Raw genomic sequence first — 15,977 nt, 5'->3', positions numbered from 1 at the left:
CTCAACCGTCACAGACGCTTCCTAGAATGAGCCCCACACATACCGGCAATGGCCGGATGCATGAAGGGGTACTTATGGAAGCAATTCGGGAAGCAATCCGTATCGAACGGTTGAGCAAGACGTTCAGCAACGGCCGCAAGGCGCTGGACGAAATCGATCTGCGGATCGAGCCGGGCGAAATGGTTGCCTTGATCGGCGCCTCGGGCTCGGGCAAGTCGACGCTGCTGCGGCACATCGCGGGCTTCACGGCTTCGGATGCGCAGCCGTCGCAGATCGCGATTCTCGGCCGGCCGATCCAGCAGAACGGCCGCATCGTACGGGAAGTGCGCAGCATTCGCCGCGATATCGGTTTCGTGTTCCAGCAATTCAATCTGGTGAACCGGCTTTCCGTGGAGACCAACGTGCTGATCGGCGCGCTTGCACGGCTGCCTTTGTGGCGCCGCCTCACCGGGCGTTTTCCGGGCGCGGAGCGGTCGTTGTCGATGGCCGCGCTCAATGAAGTCGGCATCGGCGACCATGCGCGCGAACGCGCCGCCAATCTCTCCGGCGGCCAGCAGCAACGCGCGGCCTTGGCGCGCGCGCTGGTGCAGCGCGCGCGCATCGTGCTCGCCGACGAACCGATCGCCTCGCTCGACCCCGAATCGTCGCGCCGCGTGATGGAGATGCTGCGCACGCTCAACCTCGATCATCAACTGACGGTGCTGGTGTCGCTGCATCAGGTCGACATCGCCATGCAGTATTGCCCGCGCACCGTTGCACTGCGGCACGGCAAGGTGGTCTACGACGGCCCCTCCGCCGCACTGAGCCCTGCCCTGCTCAAGAAGCTCTACGGCGACGACGCCCGCGAACTGCTCGACGAGGCCAGCGCCGATAGCATGCCCAATCAGGCGGACAACAACGCCAACAGCGGCGATACCGGCGCCCCGGCGCAAGACGCCGAGCCTACCTCGACACGCTATGCGTTCGCCCTCAATCCGGCGCACTCGAACTGAGCGCGCCCACTCATTCTGTTCACTCAACCGGACCTTCAAGCGATGAAATTCCTGCGTTCACTGATCACGCTGACCGTCGGCGCGGCTGCTTTCGCCTGCGTTGCCACTGCACAAGCCGAAGAAATCAACCTCGGCATCATCTCGACCGACTCCTCCTCCGTGCTGAAACAGCGCTGGGAGCCGCTGATCGAAGACATGAACAAGCAAACCGGCCTGAACGTCAAAGCGTTTTTCGCGACCGACTACGCCGGCATCATCGAAGGCATGCGCTTTAACAAGGTACAGGTCGGCTATTTCGGCAATGCCTCGGCGATCGAAGCGGTGGACCGTTCGCAAGGCGAAGTGTTTGCCAAGGTCCAGTATCTGAATGGCGAAGCGGGTTACAAGTCGGTGCTGATCACCAACGTGAACAGCCGCTTCAAGACGCTCGACGACGTGTTCAAGAACACGAAGGACGTCACGCTCGGTTTCGGCGATCCGAACTCCACCTCGGGCACGCTGATCCCCGGCTATTACCTGTTCGCCCAGCACAATACGCCGGTCAACACGTCGTTCAAGGCCGTGCTGCCGTCAAGCCACGAAGCGAATCTGCTGGCCGTGGTGAACAACAAGATCGACATCGCGACCAACAACACCGAAATGCTCGACACGCTGAAGAAGCAGCATCCGGACAAGTTTGCGCAAGTACGTGTGCTGTGGACCTCGCCGCTGATTCCGTCGGATCCGCTCGTGTGGCGCAAGGATTTGCCGCAAGCCACCAAGGACAAGATCCGCAACTTCTTCCTGAACTACGGCAAGACCGATCCGCATGAAAAAGCCGTGATGGCGCAGATTACGGGTTACGCCGGTTTCGCGGCATCGTCGGACGCGCAGTTGCTGCCGATTCGCCAGGTCGCGCTGTTCCAGCGGAAGCAGAAGATCGAGAGCGACACGCATCTTTCCGACGACGACCGCAAGACTCAACTGGCCGCGCTCGATGCGAAGCTGAGCGCGCTCAACAGCGCCGTAGCCAAGCAATGAACACGGTTGATCTGATCACGTCGCCCGCGCGTGCGAGCGAGGCGCTCGCCGCGCAGGCGGCACGCGCTGCCGCCCCCGCTGCGGGCAAGCGCAGCTGGCTGTCGCTCGTCGGCTGGATCGCCGTGCTTGCCGTGCTGGGTGGCGCGTGGCACAGCGCCGATATGCGCCCGCTCGATCTGTTCTCCGACTCCGGCAACATGGGTCAGTTCGCGAGAGACTTCTTCCCGCCGGACTTCACCGAATGGCGCAGCTATCTGCACGAGATGGCCGTGACGCTGTCGGTGGCGGTCTGGGGCACGGCCCTCTCGCTGGTGTGCGCGGTTCCGTGCGGACTGATGTCCGCGCACAACATGGCGCCGATGTGGATCGTGCAACCGATGCGCCGCATGATGGACGCATGCCGCGCGATCAATGAAATGGTCTTCGCGATGCTGTTCATCGTCGCGGTGGGACTCGGTCCGTTCGCCGGCGTGCTCGCGTTGTGGGTGCACACCACCGGCGTGCTCGCCAAACTCTTTGCCGAAGCCGTCGAAGCAATCGATCCGCGTCCGGCCGAAGGCGTGCGCGCCACCGGCGCGACCAGTCTCGACGAAATCATTTACGGCGTGCTGCCGCAAGTGCTGCCGTTGTGGATCTCGTACGCGTTGTATCGCTTCGAATCGAACGTGCGCTCGGCGATGGTGGTCGGCATGGTCGGCGCGGGCGGGATCGGCGTGGTGCTGTACGAGGCGATTCGCTCGTTTAACTACGCGCAAACGGCCGCGGTGATGATTATGGTGATTGTCGTCGTGACGGTGATCGATCTGGCGTCGGCGTGGCTGCGCGAACGGGTGACGTGACCGCTTTACGATTCGTGGATGCCGAGGGGGTTGGCTAAACCCGCTTCGCCAACCCTCATTCAGATCGCTTCGATACTGCACGCCAGTGTGTAAGTGCGCCGGCGTGATGGCGCTGCGCCGAGGTTCGGTAACGGGTTATTTGTCGCCAAAAATTCTCACGACGAGTGGACACGCAATCTGATTGCGAACCGACCTGACCTCGACTCCACTCACGCAAACTGCACAAGCGTCGCGTCGATCGCATCGGCCAGTGTATTGAAAGCAGGCGCGATCTCCTCGTCCGGTACGCACGCATAGCCGATCAGCAAACCCGACGGCGCCAGCGACGGTTGCGCGTAATACCCCGACAACGGCCGCACGACGATATTGCGCTCCAGCGCGGCCGCCGCCACCGCGCGATCATCGCTGCCGTCAGGCAATTGCATCACCAGATGCAAACCGGCATCGCCGCCCACGGCCGGCAGCGCATCGCCATAACGGTGCGCGGCAGCGTCCAGCAGAGTCTGGCGGCGCTGCCCGTAAAGCGTGCGCATCTTGCGGATATGCGACGTGAAATGCCCTTCCGCGATGAATTCCGCGAGCATCGCCTGCTGCAATAACTGCCCTTCGCGATACAACTCCGCGCTCGCGGTCGCAAAGCTCTCGGCCAGCGCTTCGGGCACGACCAGATAGCCGATGCGCAAGCCCGGAAACAGCGTTTTGCCGAAGCTGCCCACGTAAATCACCTGTCCGGACCTGTCCAGACCTTGCAGCGACGCCAGCGGCCGGCTGCCGTAGCGGTATTCGCTGTCGTAATCGTCCTCGATGATCCAGCACTGATTTTGCCGCGCGTATTCGAGCAACATGCGGCGCCGCGCGAGGCTCATCACCATGCCGAGCGGATATTGATGCGACGGCGTGACGAGCATCAGCTTCGGCGGCTGCGCGAGATCGTCGGCGGAGGGATTGATGCCTTCTTCGTCGACGGCGATCGGCCGCGATTGCAGGCCGGACACGTGCAGCACGCTGCGCACGCCCCAGTAGCAAGGGTCTTCGGTCCAGATCACGTCGCCCGGATCGGACAGTAGACGCACGGCCAGATCGACCGACTGGTGGATCCCGGTCGTGATGATGATCTGCTCGGGCGTGCAACGCACCGAGCGCGAAGTGCGCAAATAGTCGGCCAGTGCGTGCCGCAGCAAGGCCAGCCCGCCGCCCGGCGCGTAGGTCAGCAGGTCCGGGCGCAGACGGCGCCAATACTTGTTGTGCAGGCGGCTCCATACGCGCGCCGGAAACTTCGTGACATCCGGCACCCCCGGCATGAACGCGCCCCATTGCCGCTTCGACACGCCCGCCCCCGCGATGAGCCGCGCGCCGCGCGTCGACAATGCGCGATTGCCCTGCAACGGCAGTGGCGGCGGCAGTGACTCGAGCGGCGCGGCCGGCGCCTCGGCGTCGGCCGCGCCGACGATCTCGTCCGGCGCGCTATCGGCGACGAACGTGCCGCGGCCCGTTGCCGAACTGACATAGCCTTCGAGCACCAGCTGCTCGTACACTTGCGTGACGGTATTGCGCCCGATGCCCAATTCCTGCGCCAGCAGACGTGACGACGGCACCTTGCTGCCCGCCGGCAATTCGCGCGACAGAATCGCTTGCTGCAACAGCCGATGCAGTTGACGATAGATCGGTTGGCCGTTGCCCCGGTCGAGACGCTGCGCTAGCCAGTCGGACAAAACGCTCGCGCGCATGATTGGCTCCTATATTTTTATTGAAATGGCTCTGAAGTTAAGAGCCAAATCTTATTATAGTCGCTGCATGTGCTGCGCTGAGCGCGCGACACCCCGCAAAAACCGAGGAGCGAAGGAGATACCATGAAGAATGCTGAACTGAAGAGCCGCAAAGACGCCGCCACGCCGCGCGGTGTTGGGGTGATGTGCGATTTCTACGCCGAGCGCGCGGAGAACGCCGAGTTGTGGGACGTCGAAGGCCGCCGTTTCATCGATTTCGCCGCGGGTATCGCCGTGTGCAACACGGGCCACCGTCACCCCAAGATTCTGGCGGCGATCCGCGACCAGCTCGATCATTTCACGCACACCGCGTATCAGATCGTGCCGTACGCGTCGTACGTGGAGCTGGCTGAAAAGATCAACGCGCGCGCGCCGGGCGACTATCCGAAGAAGACTGCCTTCTTCACGACGGGTGCCGAAGCGGTTGAAAACGCGATCAAGATTGCGCGTGCCGCGACTGGCCGCCCGGGCGTGATTGCGTTCACTGGCGGGTTCCATGGCCGGACGATGATGGGCATGGCGCTGACCGGCAAGGTTGCGCCGTACAAGATCGGCTTTGGCCCGTTCCCGGCGGACGTGTTCCACGCTCCGTTCCCGAACCCGCTGCACGGCGTGGCGACGGCTGATTCGCTGAAGGCGATCGAGTTTCTGTTCAAGGCCGACATCGATCCGAAGCGTGTCGCGGCGATTATTTTCGAACCGGTTCAGGGCGAAGGCGGTTTCTATCCGGCGCCGGCTGAGTTCGTGCGCGCTTTGCGCAAGCTGTGCAACGAACATGGCATTTTGCTGATTGCCGATGAAGTGCAGACGGGTTTTGCCCGTACCGGCAAGTTGTTTGCAATGCATCACTATGACGTGGTGCCTGATCTGATGACGATGGCCAAGAGCCTGGCGGGCGGCATGCCGTTGTCGGGTGTGGTCGGGCGTGCTGATTTGATGGATGCGGCGGCGCCTGGCGGTTTGGGCGGTACGTATGCGGGTAACCCGTTGGCGGTTGCGTCCGCGCATGCCGTGCTCGATATCATCGATGAAGAGAAGCTCTGCGAGCGGGCTACTGTTTTGGGCGATCGTGTCAAGGCGAAGCTGATCGCGCTTCAGAGCGAAGTGCCGCAGATTGCCGACGTGCGTGGGCCGGGCGGGATGGTGGCTGTCGAGTTCTGCAAGGCAGGTGGGACGGAGCCGGATGCTGAGTTCACCAAGCGGGTGCAGGCGCGGGCGCTTGAGCGCGGGTTGTTGTTGCTGGTTTGTGGTGTTTATTCGAATGTGGTTCGGTTTCTGTTCCCGCTTACGATTCAGGACTCTGTTTTTGACGAGGCGATGGGGATTCTTGAAGCTGTGCTGAAGGAGAGTGTTGCTGTAGCTGTTTGATGGGGTTTTGGCCTGCGCGGCGCTTGTTCGTCTGTTTGCTTGTGGCGTTGGCCTTTCCTTGTTTTCTTATCGGTCTATTAGCGTCGCCCCTGTGCGGGGCAGCACCTACTTTTCTTTGCCTGCCGCAAAGAAAAGTAGGCAAAAGAAAGCGGCTCAAACCGCTAACTTTTAAGCGGGTCCCCTAGCTTGGAAAGGGTAGTGGTGCATCTGGAATCCGTGCGCTCGCACATTTCGCGTGAGTGACAAAGAACTCATCAGCTCCCACTCCGCACTGCGTGCGTCGCGGATGGGTATGCATGGAAAACCGTGGGTCTCACGTCGCGCGGCGGGGGCCATCGGCTTCGCGTCGGCGAAGCGCCGAATGAAACGCGAGTGCAAAAAAAGTAGTGGCCGGTTTTACGAAATGGGCGTCGGCGCGCGCAGCGCCGCCGGAAGTATGACGCCCTTGTCACTCACGCCGAATGTGCGAGAGCACGGATTCCAGATGCACCACTACCGTGACTGTGCGGGGGACCCGCTTAAAAGTTAGCGGTTTGAGCCGCTTTCTTTGCTTATCTTTCTTTGCGGCGGCAAAGAAAGTAAGTGCCGCCCCGCACAGGGGCAACGCTAATAGACCACCAAGAAAACAAGGAAAGGCCAACACCATAAAAACACAGACAAGCGCCGCGCAGGCAAAAAAACCCAAAGACCCAAATCCCAGGAGCAAACCCAAAAATGCCGACGCTAGTCCTAAAAGACCCCTCCCTACTAAAAACAAAAGCCTACATAGCAGGCGAATGGCAATCCGCCGACGACACCACAACATTCGAAGTAAAAAACCCAGCCACAGGCGAAACAATCGCCACAGTGCCCCGCATGGGCACAACCGAAACCCGCCGTGCAATCGACACGGCCAACGCCGCATGGCCGGCATGGCGCGCCACCACCGCTAAACACCGCGCCACGATCCTGCGCAAATGGCATGAGCTCATGCTGGAAAACGCCGACGATCTGGCCAGAATCCTGACCACCGAACAAGGCAAACCCCTCGCCGAAGCCAAAGGCGAAATCCTCTACGCCGCCTCGTTTCTGGAATGGTTCGCGGAAGAAGGCAAACGCGTCAACGGCGACACCATCCCCACGCCGGCAGGCGACAAACGCATTGTCGTGACGAAAGAACCGATCGGCGTCTGCGCAGCCATCACCCCGTGGAATTTCCCGGCGGCCATGATCACGCGGAAAGTCGGCCCGGCGCTCGCCGCCGGCTGCCCGATCATCGTCAAACCGGCCGAAGCCACGCCGCTGTCGGCACTCGCCCTCGCCGTGCTGGCCGAACGTGCCGGCGTGCCGCGCGGCGTGTTCAACGTCGTTACCGGCGAGCCGAAGGCGATCGGCGCGGAAATGACCGGCAATCCGGTCGTGCGCAAACTGTCCTTCACCGGTTCGACGCCGGTAGGCCGTCTGCTGATGGCGCAGTGCGCGCCGACGGTCAAGAAAGTGTCGCTAGAACTCGGCGGCAATGCGCCGTTCATCGTGTTCGAAGACGCGGATCTGGATGCGGCCGTTGCAGGCGCCATCGCGTCGAAATATCGTAATAGCGGTCAGACCTGCGTCTGCACGAATCGCTTCTACGTGCACGATAAGGTCTACGACGCATTCGCTGAAAAACTGCGCGTCGCCGTCGAACAACTCAAGGTCGGCCGCGGCACCGAAGATGGCGTCACGCAAGGTCCGCTGATCAACGAAGCCGCTGCGCTCAAGGTCGAGTCGCATATCGAAGATGCCCTCGCCAAAGGCGCACGCATCGTCACCGGCGGCAAGCGCCATGCGCTCGGTCACGGCTTCTTCGAGCCGACCGTGCTCGCGGATGTCACACCGGCCATGAAAGTCGCGCGCGACGAAACCTTCGGGCCGCTCGCGCCGCTGTTCCGCTTCTCGTCAGACGAAGAAGTGATCCGCCTCGCCAACGATACGGAATTCGGCCTCGCGTCGTACTTCTATAGCCGCGATATCGGCCGCGTCTGGCGTGTCGCGGAAGCGCTCGAATACGGCATGGTAGGGATCAACACCGGGCTGATTTCCAACGAAGTCGCGCCGTTCGGCGGTGTCAAGCAATCCGGTCTCGGCCGCGAAGGCTCGCATTACGGTATCGACGATTACGTCGTCATCAAGTACATGTGCGTCGGCGGTATCTAAGCAAAAAAGGCCGCGTCGGAATGTCTGACGTGGCCTTTTTCTCTTGAGCATGACCGAGAAGACTTGCACTTAACCTGCGTTATAGCAGGCAGCACGTCGCCCAGAACATCTGGCGAATACCGAAAATCGGCCGCAAGTCTGCACCAGATCACTGCGCTTTCACTGCATCGCTCAGAACGAATGGCGAATGCCGGCCATCACGCCGAGTTGCCCGACGCCCGGCGCCGGCGTCGTGCCCCCACCACCCTGGCTCACCGCGTAAGCGGCATGCGGACTGTTGAACAGATACGCGCCTTGCAGATAAACCGCGGAACGCTTCGACAACAGATACGTGGTGCGTAGCGCGGCGATCGTGCCGCGGGTGTCGTCGGCACGGTTGATGATGCGGTACACGCCGCCGTCGAAGATGAACGCAGGCGTCACGTTATAAGACGCGGTCACGTAGTACAGATTCGAGCGCACGTCCGGCAACGCCGGGGACACCGTTTCGACGTGACGGCCCAGCCACCCCGCCCCGAGTTTCACCGGCCCGATGTGACCGTAGCCGTTCAACTGCATCCGCACGTCCTTGTCGCCCGGTTGCGTCAGCGCAAAAGGCGCCGTGCCGTCGAACATATTCGCGGCCGCGCCCGGGCCGCCGCGTTGTTCGTCGTAGGCGCTCGCCACGCCGTAGCCGTTCATGTCATAGCGCAGCATCGCCGACCATTCGAGGCAACTCTGCGAACTGCCCGGAATCGACCCCACACAGGTGCCCTGCCCCGGCGAATTGCCGGTACCGGCTGAATCTCGGCCGAATGAATAAGTCGCGCCGAATGTGAAGCCCGAGAACGTACCCTTGTACGCAATCGTGTTGTCGCTGCGCGCGCTCGGCATGTACTGATCGAACGATCCCGTGCCGCCGTATATATCAGGGCCGAGCAGATCGGAATCGAGTATCGCCCAATACGTCATGGTGTATTGGCGGCCGAACGTCAACGTGCCATAGGGGCTCTCGATCCCTACATAGGCTTGCCGCCCGAACAGCCGGCCACCTTGATTGAGCGTGCCGCCCTTAGCGTTAAAGCCGCTTTCCAGCACAAATACCGCGGACAGCCCACCACCCAGTCCTTCCTTGCCGCGAATCCCCCAACGCGACGGAAATTCGCCCGTGATGCCCGGCATGCGTACGACACTATTCCCCGCGGCATTGGCATGCGTCACCAATTCGACGCCAGTATCGATGATCCCGTACAACGTTACGCTGCTCTGCGCAAACGACGAAGCGCTGAGTCCGAGCAACATGCTGCCCAAAGCGAGTTTGAATTTCATTATCTCTGTGTCTCCATGACCTATGCTTTGTGTGAGCACACACCAATCCACATGCGGCTCATACGTGGAATTTTTATGTAGTGATACTAATTACAGGCGTGACGATGCCGACCGCTGTTCAATCCGCCCCGCACACACAATTGACTGCTTCAGATAGCGGCAATCAGCGTCTCACGCCCGATCGCCGTGATTCAGGGCATGGCGCCCCTCAAACGCCCGGCTTCGGAATATGACGCTTGACCACCATCAGCGCGACCATCACGACCACCATCGCGATCCCGAGCATCCACAGATACGACGATGCACCGCCGGCCGTAATCACCACCGCGCCGGCGAATGCGCTGGCAATCGCGCCAAGCCGGCCGAACGCGAGCGCGGATGCGGTGCCAGTTGCGCGCACACGGGTCGGATAGACGTAAGCGCACAGCGCAAACATCGTCGACTGAACCGCGTTGACGAACAGGCCATGCACGCCGAGACCGAAGATCAGCAAGCCGGTGTGCTCGGAGATGTTCACGCCGAGCAGCAGCAATGCGCTCGCCGCACCACCCGCGCTGCAGAGAATCAACGGCCAGCGCGAACCCGTGCGAGCAATCACCACAGCGCACAGCAACGCGCCGACCACGCCGCCGAGGTTGTACGCGGTGAGCCCCGCACCCGCCACCGACACCGACAAACCCTGCGTGCTCAGCATGGTGGGCAGCCAGCTGAAAGCGCTATAGACGGCCAGCAGACATAGGCAGAATGCGCACCAGATCGCCACTGTATCGAGCGCCAGGCCCTCGCGGAACAACGCGGTAAAGCCGGTATGTTTTTCGACGGCCTGTTCACGCGAGTCGGTGAATACGCAGCCGCTCGCCACCGGACGCGACATCCGGCCAAGCAGGCGTTTGAGTTCCGGCCAACGCTGCGGCCGGCGGGCGAGAAAGCGCGGCGACTCGGGCAACGTGAACAGCAGCAACACGCCGAGCGCGAGAGGCATCACGCCGCCGATCATGAACAAGCCGCGCCATCCGTACGTCGGCAGAATTTCATGCGCGAACAGCCCCGCCACCATGCCGCCGAGCGGCACGCAGACGATCGTCGCTGTGACGGCCAAGGTGCGGCGGCGAGCCGGCGTGAATTCGGCGGTCATGGTCGTCGAGCTCGGCAACGCGCCGCCGATGCCGAGACCGGCGATAAAACGCAGCACGGCAATCGTCACAATGTCCGGCGCGAAGCAGATGCCGCAGGTGGCGGCGCCGAACACCAGCACGCTGCCGATGATGGCCCAGCGGCGGCCGAAGCGATCGGCCAGCAGCCCGGCACACGCACTGCCGATGCCCATGCCAATCAAACCGGCCGCGACCACGGGCGCAAAAGCCGCGCGCGTGACGCCCCATTCCTTGATCAATACTGGAATCGCGAAACCGATCAACTGGCTGTCGAAGCCGTCCAGAACGATCGACAACGCCGCAAGCAACACCACAAGCTTCTGCATGGTGGTGTAAGGGCCTTCGTCGAGCGTGCGGCCGATGTCGACGGCGTGACGTCCCTCTTCGATTCCTGCCTGATGGCCGGCGAGCGGCGCGCCGGACGCACCGCTTGCCGCACTGGCCGGGCCGGCCGGTGGTACATAACTGGTCATAAAGCTGTCTCCTGGTTTGTGTGCGCGATCTGAGCGTCGCGCTTTTGTCGTCACGCTTTTGGGTTCAGTATGTGAGCGAGCGACCGTCTACTGACATTGCCGTTTCGCGCAAAAGCCATGACATGCCGGCATGGCTTGAACGGCGCGCGTATCGCTGCGGCGGATCAACGCGCAGCGATACGCAGCGACCGAAACAACAATCGCCCCTTCAGAATGGGTAATGACGCGGCGTGGTTTGCACGGTAATCCAGCGCAAATCCGTAAACTCGGTGATGCCCGCCTGCCCGCCGAAGCGACCAAAGCCGCTGCCCTTCACGCCGCCGAACGGCATTTGGGCTTCATCGTGAACGGTCGGCCCGTTGACGTGACAGATGCCCGATTCAATACGCCTTGCGACATTCATCCCGCGCGCCACGTCACGGCTAAACACCGCCGACGAAAGCCCATACTCGTTGTCATTCGCACAGGCGACGGCATCCTCTTCGCCGTTGACGCGCACAATGCCTTTTACGGGCCCGAACGATTCTTCGCCATAGATGTGCATGGCGGGTGTGACGTGATCGAGCAGCGTGGCGGGCATCAAGGTGCTGTCTGCCTTGCCGCCGCAGACGAGCGCGGCGCCTTTGGCGAGTGCGTCGTCGATCAGCGCGTTGCAGCGTTCCACCGTGGCCATATCGACGACCGATCCCAACACCACTGGCCCTTTCCGTGGATCACCAAGCGGCAGGCCGCGCGCTTTTTGCGCAAGCTTTGCAACGAACGCGTCGGCGATCCGTTGATCGACGATGATCCGTTCCGTCGACATGCAAATCTGCCCCGAGTTAGCGAACGCGCCGAATGCAGCGGCGTTGACGGCTGCATCGAGATCCGCGTCGTCGAGCACGATCAATGGCGCCTTGCCGCCGAGTTCCAGCACCGAAGGTTTCAGATAGCGCGCGCACGTGGCCGCGATGATCTTGCCCACGTGCGTGGAGCCGGTGAAATTGACACGCCGGACCTTCGGATGCGCGATTAGCGCCTCGACCACCGCACCTGCATCGGCCGGAGCGTTGGTCACGAAATTCACCACGCCCTTCGGCAAGCCCGCTTCCTGCAAGACTTCGATAATCAGGCCGTGTGTGCCGGGGCAAACTTCCGAACCCTTCAGCACAACTGTGTTTCCGCATGCGAGCGGCAACGCAATCGCACGCACCGCAAGAATCACCGGCGCATTCCACGGCGCGATGCCGAGCACGACGCCGGCCGGCTGGCGCACGCCCATCGCGAGACTGCCGGGCACGTCGGACGGAATCAGCTCGCCGCCGATCTGCGTAGTGAGCGCCGCCGCCTCCATCAAGCCACCAGCGGCGAGATGCACATTGAACCCCGCCCACATTGCCGATGCGCCCGTCTCCGCCGCCATCACCGCCGCGAACTCAGCGCTGCGCGCTTCCAACGCATGTGCTGCCTTCATCAGCAGTGCGCGGCGCTCGCCCGGCCCCAGCGCGGACCATGCCGGAAACGCTGCTGCCGCGGCATCGGCGGCAGCGACCGCGTCGGCGATCGTCGCCGCGGGCGCACGCGTCGCCACTTCGCCATCGAGCGGATTGCGGCGTTCGAAGGTGGCGCCGTTGCTCGCTTGCACTGCCGCGCCATTGATCAGCATCGAAATACTCTGCATCGGGTTGTCTCCTGCGGAAAATTTTATGAATGCGGGCGTGGCGTTCGCTCGATGTCAGGCCACGACGACTTCGACCAGCATCGGTCCGGATGACGTCAACGCATCGCGCAGCACGTCACGTAGGCGTTCGGCATCGGTCACGCGCGCGCCCTGGCCACCCATCCCCGCAGCAAGCGCCACGAAGTCGAGTCCCGGCAGATCGGTGCCTTGCACAGGATCGGCCGGACCAAAACCGAATTCCGGCGCAAAGTCCTGCAGCGCGGCATAGCGGGAATTGTTCAGGATCACGAATGTGATCGGCAGTTTCATCTGCACGGCGCTATAGATGGCCTGGATCGAATACATGCTGGAGCCGTCGCCGATCAGGCCGATCACGCGCGATCCGGGCTTCGCCAATGCCACGCCGACAGCAGCGGGCATGCCATAACCGAGGCCTCCGCTATCCATCGTGTAAAAAGTGCCACTGCGCGTGAACGGCAGATAGCTCTGCATCACCGGCCGCGAACTCGGCGCTTCCTCGACCACGATATCGTCCGCATGGCGTACCTCAGCGAGGGTCTGCAAGGCGAACGCCACCGACATCAATGCAGACGGTTCCGCGCGCGGACATGCGGCGCGTGGCGTGGGCAAGGGGCGCGTTTCCGGCGCGGGCCGCGACAGCAGATCGACTACACCCAACCGAATATTGCCGGCTACCGCGGTGCCGGTCGGCGCCCACGCCGCGATAGCCGGATCGTCGATCAACTGGCACAGCGCGGCACCGGCAGGCAGATGCGGGCCGTACCCTTCGACGTGATACGTGAAGGCAGGCGCGCCGATCACGAAGATCAGGTCATGGCCGCCGAGCAGTTCGACGATCTTCTCGCGCATGGCCGGCAAGAAACCGGCGAACAGGCGATGGTCTTCGGGGAACGCGCAACGGCCTGTCATCGGCGCGACGAATACGCGGGCATTGTGGCGTTCGGCGAGGCTAACGACGTCGTCCCAGGCGCCGGCCCGGTCGACTGCGCCGCCCACCACGAAAGCCGGCCGTTCACACGCGTCGAGCGCGGCGCCGATCTGCTCCAGCACGAACGGCTCCGGCCGCATCTCCGTGCTGACTACGCGTGCCGGCACCGGCTCCGCAGCGCGGTCCCAATCGTCCACGGGAATCGACACCAGCACCGGCCCGCGCGGCTCCTGCATCGCCACGTGATAGGCGCGCGCGATCGCCAGCGGCACGTCTTCGGCGCGCGCCGGTTCGATGCTCCATTTCACGTACGGCTTCGGCAATTCGGTTGCCTGGGTCGACGCGAGGAAAGGGTCGAACGGCAGAATCGAGCGGGCCTGCTGCCCGGCGGTGATCACGATCGGCGTGCGGTTGCGGAACGCGGTGAAGATATTGCCCATTGCATTGCCCACGCCCGCCGCCGAATGCAGATTGACGAATGACGCGTTGCGGGTGGCCTGCGCATAACCGTCGGCCATGCCGACGACCACCGCTTCCTGCAAACCCAGCACGTAACGGAAATCTTGCGGGAAATCGCGGAACAGCGGCAATTCCGTCGACCCTGGGTTGGCGAACACCGAGGTCATGCCGAGGCGACGCATGAGATCGATGACGGCGTGGCGCACGGTGAACGATTCGTGTTGAGAGGATCCCAATGTGTCTGAGCGGGGCGCGTTGCTGGTCATCCATGTCTCCTGTCGATGGACACATTATCGGAAGCTCGAGGTTGATTGAAAATTGCCTTTTTTGAGAAAAGGCATTACTTTTACGCATGACTTTCAATCTTCAACAATTGCATGCGTTCGCAACCATCGTCGCGAGCGGCAGCCTGGGCCGTGCCGCCGAAGTGCTGCACGTCACGCAGCCCGCGCTGAGCCGCACCATCAAGCGGCTCGAGGATCAGGTCGGCGCGCCGCTGTTCGAACGGCACTCGAAGGGTATGCAGCTTACTGCGATCGGCAGTGCGCTGCTGCCGCACGCCACCCTGCTGCAACGCGAAGCCGATCACGCGCGCGAGGAGATCGACGCGATGCGCGGCCTCGCGAAAGGGACGATTCGCGTCGGCGCGGTGGCGAGCATCGCGACGCTCGTGCTGCCGCTCGCGGTGAGTGGTGTACTCGCGCGCTGGCCGAATCTGCGTGTGGAGATCATGGAGGGGGTGTGGGACCGGCTTGCGGATAGTCTGATGAAACACGAGATCGATCTCGCGCTCAGCATGGCGGTGCCCGACACGGACGAGATCGCTGCGATTGCCGATTGCAGATGGGAAGACACGAGCTATGTGGTCGCCGCGCTCGATCATCCGTTGCGAAACAAAACGGATTTAACGCTTGCCGACACGCTCGATCAGCAATGGTGTGTGCCGCCGCGAGGAACGGGTCCGTTCGAGCATATGCAGCACGTGTTTGCCGAGCACGGGCTCGGCATGCCGCAAATCGCCGTCGAGACGCGCTCGATTACGGTGCTGAAAAGCCTGGTGACGCGTGCGGGATTTCTGAGCTGGATGGCTACGCCAATGTACGACACCGAAAGCGCGGCGGGCGTGTTCGATACGCTTCCGATTCCGGGTTTGGTCGCGCGCCGCACGTTGACGGCTTTTCGGCGCCGTCAGGGGATCTTGCCGAGTCCGACGGTGAAGTTGCTGGAGCAACTCAGGCAGTTGACTGCCGTCAGCGGCTAAAAGCGACCACTGCTCCGTCCAGCGTTCAAATGCACTGCAGCCCTGCTTTCACTTCGATGTGAAAGCAGGGCCGCAGTACAACGATACGAATCAGGGCGGCGCGAGACTATGACTCACTGACTCGCGCCGCCACCTCGTGGCCTATTAGTGACCGAAGTTCGCAACCGGAGCCGAGTAGGAGCTCGGCGTCGTTTCAGTGCGGCTGCCTGCTTGCGACGAACCGTTCGTCGCCGTGCCATAACCGCTGGCTTGAGCGGCGCCATTTTGTGCCGCGACACGCGCTTCGGCTGCCTGAATGTTCGACGGGTAGTCGTCGGCGTTCGAGATCGACGGGTTGTAGCCGGCCTTTTCCAGTTGCACAAGCTCGGCACGCACTTGCGCGCGGGTCACCGGCTGGTTGGATTGGGCAAAAGCAGCGAGCGGCGCAGTAATGAGAGCAGCGATAACAACAGCTTCGATCAGGGATTTCATGACGACTACCTCCAGAGATTGTTTTTTGCCGTGCTGCAAACCTGTTTGTTTGCAGCCAGTGATGACAGTCTAGGAGTCAGGC

Annotated in this window: 12 protein-coding genes; 6 read left to right on the top strand and 6 right to left on the bottom strand. The window is 62.4% G+C overall.

Annotation, left to right across the window (positions count from 1 at the left end; all coding sequences use genetic code 11):
* Window positions 1–74: 74 nt before the first annotated feature.
* Genes phnC through phnE form a run of 3 tightly spaced genes read left to right on the top strand, consistent with a single transcriptional unit; the run spans window position 75 to window position 2,851 of the window.
* Complete coding sequence (gene phnC, locus B0G76_RS22215; protein WP_120294456.1) at window positions 75–992, top strand: phosphonate ABC transporter ATP-binding protein; 918 nt, start codon at window positions 75–77, stop codon at window positions 990–992.
* 42 nt (window positions 993–1,034) lie between these two features.
* On the top strand, window positions 1,035–2,012 hold the full coding sequence (phnD, locus tag B0G76_RS22210) for a phosphonate ABC transporter substrate-binding protein (RefSeq protein WP_120294455.1): 978 nt from the start codon (window positions 1,035–1,037) through the stop codon (window positions 2,010–2,012).
* Window positions 2,009–2,851 (top strand): phosphonate ABC transporter, permease protein PhnE, encoded by an 843-nt coding sequence (phnE, locus tag B0G76_RS22205; RefSeq protein WP_183082111.1) that lies wholly within the window; start codon window positions 2,009–2,011, stop codon window positions 2,849–2,851. Before phnD ends, phnE begins: the two co-directional genes overlap by 4 nt.
* Before the next feature lie 209 nt (window positions 2,852–3,060).
* Here phnE and B0G76_RS22200 read toward each other — a convergent pair whose 3' ends face one another.
* Window positions 3,061–4,578 carry a PLP-dependent aminotransferase family protein gene (locus tag B0G76_RS22200; protein ID WP_120294454.1) on the bottom strand — a complete coding sequence of 506 codons (1,518 nt, stop codon included), beginning with the start codon at window positions 4,576–4,578 and terminating at the stop codon, window positions 3,061–3,063.
* 123 nt (window positions 4,579–4,701) lie between these two features.
* On the opposite strand from B0G76_RS22200, the gene B0G76_RS22195 reads away from it, so the two are divergent.
* Both B0G76_RS22195 and B0G76_RS22190 read left to right on the top strand, forming a co-directional pair.
* Window positions 4,702–5,985, top strand: coding sequence for a 4-aminobutyrate--2-oxoglutarate transaminase (locus tag B0G76_RS22195; protein WP_120294453.1), 1,284 nt, complete (start codon window positions 4,702–4,704; stop codon window positions 5,983–5,985).
* Between the two features lie 714 nt (window positions 5,986–6,699).
* The gene (locus B0G76_RS22190; protein ID WP_120294452.1) at window positions 6,700–8,160 is read left to right on the top strand and encodes an NAD-dependent succinate-semialdehyde dehydrogenase; all 1,461 of its coding nucleotides are present in this window, start codon (window positions 6,700–6,702) and stop codon (window positions 8,158–8,160) included.
* A gap of 171 nt (window positions 8,161–8,331) precedes the next feature.
* Here the strand turns inward: B0G76_RS22190 and B0G76_RS22185 are convergent, their stop codons facing one another.
* The 4 genes from B0G76_RS22185 to mdlC all read right to left on the bottom strand — a co-directional run bounded on the left by B0G76_RS22185 (window position 8,332) and on the right by mdlC (window position 14,429).
* The gene (locus B0G76_RS22185) at window positions 8,332–9,468 is read right to left on the bottom strand and encodes a porin (RefSeq protein WP_120294451.1); all 1,137 of its coding nucleotides are present in this window, start codon (window positions 9,466–9,468) and stop codon (window positions 8,332–8,334) included.
* A 208-nt stretch (window positions 9,469–9,676) separates the two neighbouring features.
* Window positions 9,677–10,948 (bottom strand): MFS transporter, encoded by a 1,272-nt coding sequence (locus tag B0G76_RS22180; protein WP_259460861.1) that lies wholly within the window; start codon window positions 10,946–10,948, stop codon window positions 9,677–9,679.
* Between the two features lie 355 nt (window positions 10,949–11,303).
* Complete coding sequence (locus tag B0G76_RS22175; RefSeq protein ID WP_120294449.1) at window positions 11,304–12,755, bottom strand: aldehyde dehydrogenase; 1,452 nt, start codon at window positions 12,753–12,755, stop codon at window positions 11,304–11,306.
* Window positions 12,756–12,809: 54 nt separating this feature from the next.
* Entirely contained in the window at window positions 12,810–14,429 is a 1,620-nt protein-coding gene (gene mdlC / locus B0G76_RS22170; RefSeq protein WP_120294448.1) for a benzoylformate decarboxylase, read from the bottom strand.
* Between the two features lie 86 nt (window positions 14,430–14,515).
* Here mdlC and B0G76_RS22165 point away from each other — a divergent pair, with 86 nt between their 5' ends.
* A complete protein-coding gene (locus B0G76_RS22165; RefSeq protein ID WP_120294447.1) occupies window positions 14,516–15,424 on the top strand; it encodes a LysR family transcriptional regulator in 909 nt (302 codons plus the stop codon).
* 144 nt (window positions 15,425–15,568) lie between these two features.
* On the opposite strand, the gene B0G76_RS22160 is transcribed toward B0G76_RS22165, so the two are convergent.
* The gene (locus B0G76_RS22160; RefSeq protein ID WP_120294446.1) at window positions 15,569–15,895 is read right to left on the bottom strand and encodes a DUF4148 domain-containing protein; all 327 of its coding nucleotides are present in this window, start codon (window positions 15,893–15,895) and stop codon (window positions 15,569–15,571) included.
* Window positions 15,896–15,977: the final 82 nt, after the last annotated feature.

Source organism: Paraburkholderia sp. BL23I1N1, assembly GCF_003610295.1.
GTDB lineage: Bacteria > Pseudomonadota > Gammaproteobacteria > Burkholderiales > Burkholderiaceae > Paraburkholderia.
Note: the sequence above shows the minus strand (reverse complement) of the source record. Positions and strands in the feature narration are given on the sequence as shown.

Bases quoted from the DNA above. Each gene is read 5' to 3' on its own strand.
- B0G76_RS22160 (WP_120294446.1), bottom strand. From the start codon at position 15,895: ATGAAATCCCTGATCGAAGCTGTTGTTATCGCTGCTCTCATTACTGCG.
- B0G76_RS22165 (WP_120294447.1), top strand. From the start codon at position 14,516: ATGACTTTCAATCTTCAACAATTGCATGCGTTCGCAACCATCGTCGCG.
- B0G76_RS22175 (WP_120294449.1), bottom strand. From the start codon at position 12,755: ATGCAGAGTATTTCGATGCTGATCAATGGCGCGGCAGTGCAAGCGAGC.
- B0G76_RS22185 (WP_120294451.1), bottom strand. From the start codon at position 9,468: ATGAAATTCAAACTCGCTTTGGGCAGCATGTTGCTCGGACTCAGCGCT.
- phnC (WP_120294456.1), top strand. From the start codon at position 75: ATGGAAGCAATTCGGGAAGCAATCCGTATCGAACGGTTGAGCAAGACG.
- mdlC (WP_120294448.1), bottom strand. From the start codon at position 14,429: ATGACCAGCAACGCGCCCCGCTCAGACACATTGGGATCCTCTCAACAC.
- B0G76_RS22200 (WP_120294454.1), bottom strand. From the start codon at position 4,578: ATGCGCGCGAGCGTTTTGTCCGACTGGCTAGCGCAGCGTCTCGACCGG.
- B0G76_RS22180 (WP_259460861.1), bottom strand. From the start codon at position 10,948: ATGCAGAAGCTTGTGGTGTTGCTTGCGGCGTTGTCGATCGTTCTGGAC.
- phnD (WP_120294455.1), top strand. From the start codon at position 1,035: ATGAAATTCCTGCGTTCACTGATCACGCTGACCGTCGGCGCGGCTGCT.
- phnE (WP_183082111.1), top strand. From the start codon at position 2,009: ATGAACACGGTTGATCTGATCACGTCGCCCGCGCGTGCGAGCGAGGCG.
- B0G76_RS22195 (WP_120294453.1), top strand. From the start codon at position 4,702: ATGAAGAATGCTGAACTGAAGAGCCGCAAAGACGCCGCCACGCCGCGC.
- B0G76_RS22190 (WP_120294452.1), top strand. From the start codon at position 6,700: ATGCCGACGCTAGTCCTAAAAGACCCCTCCCTACTAAAAACAAAAGCC.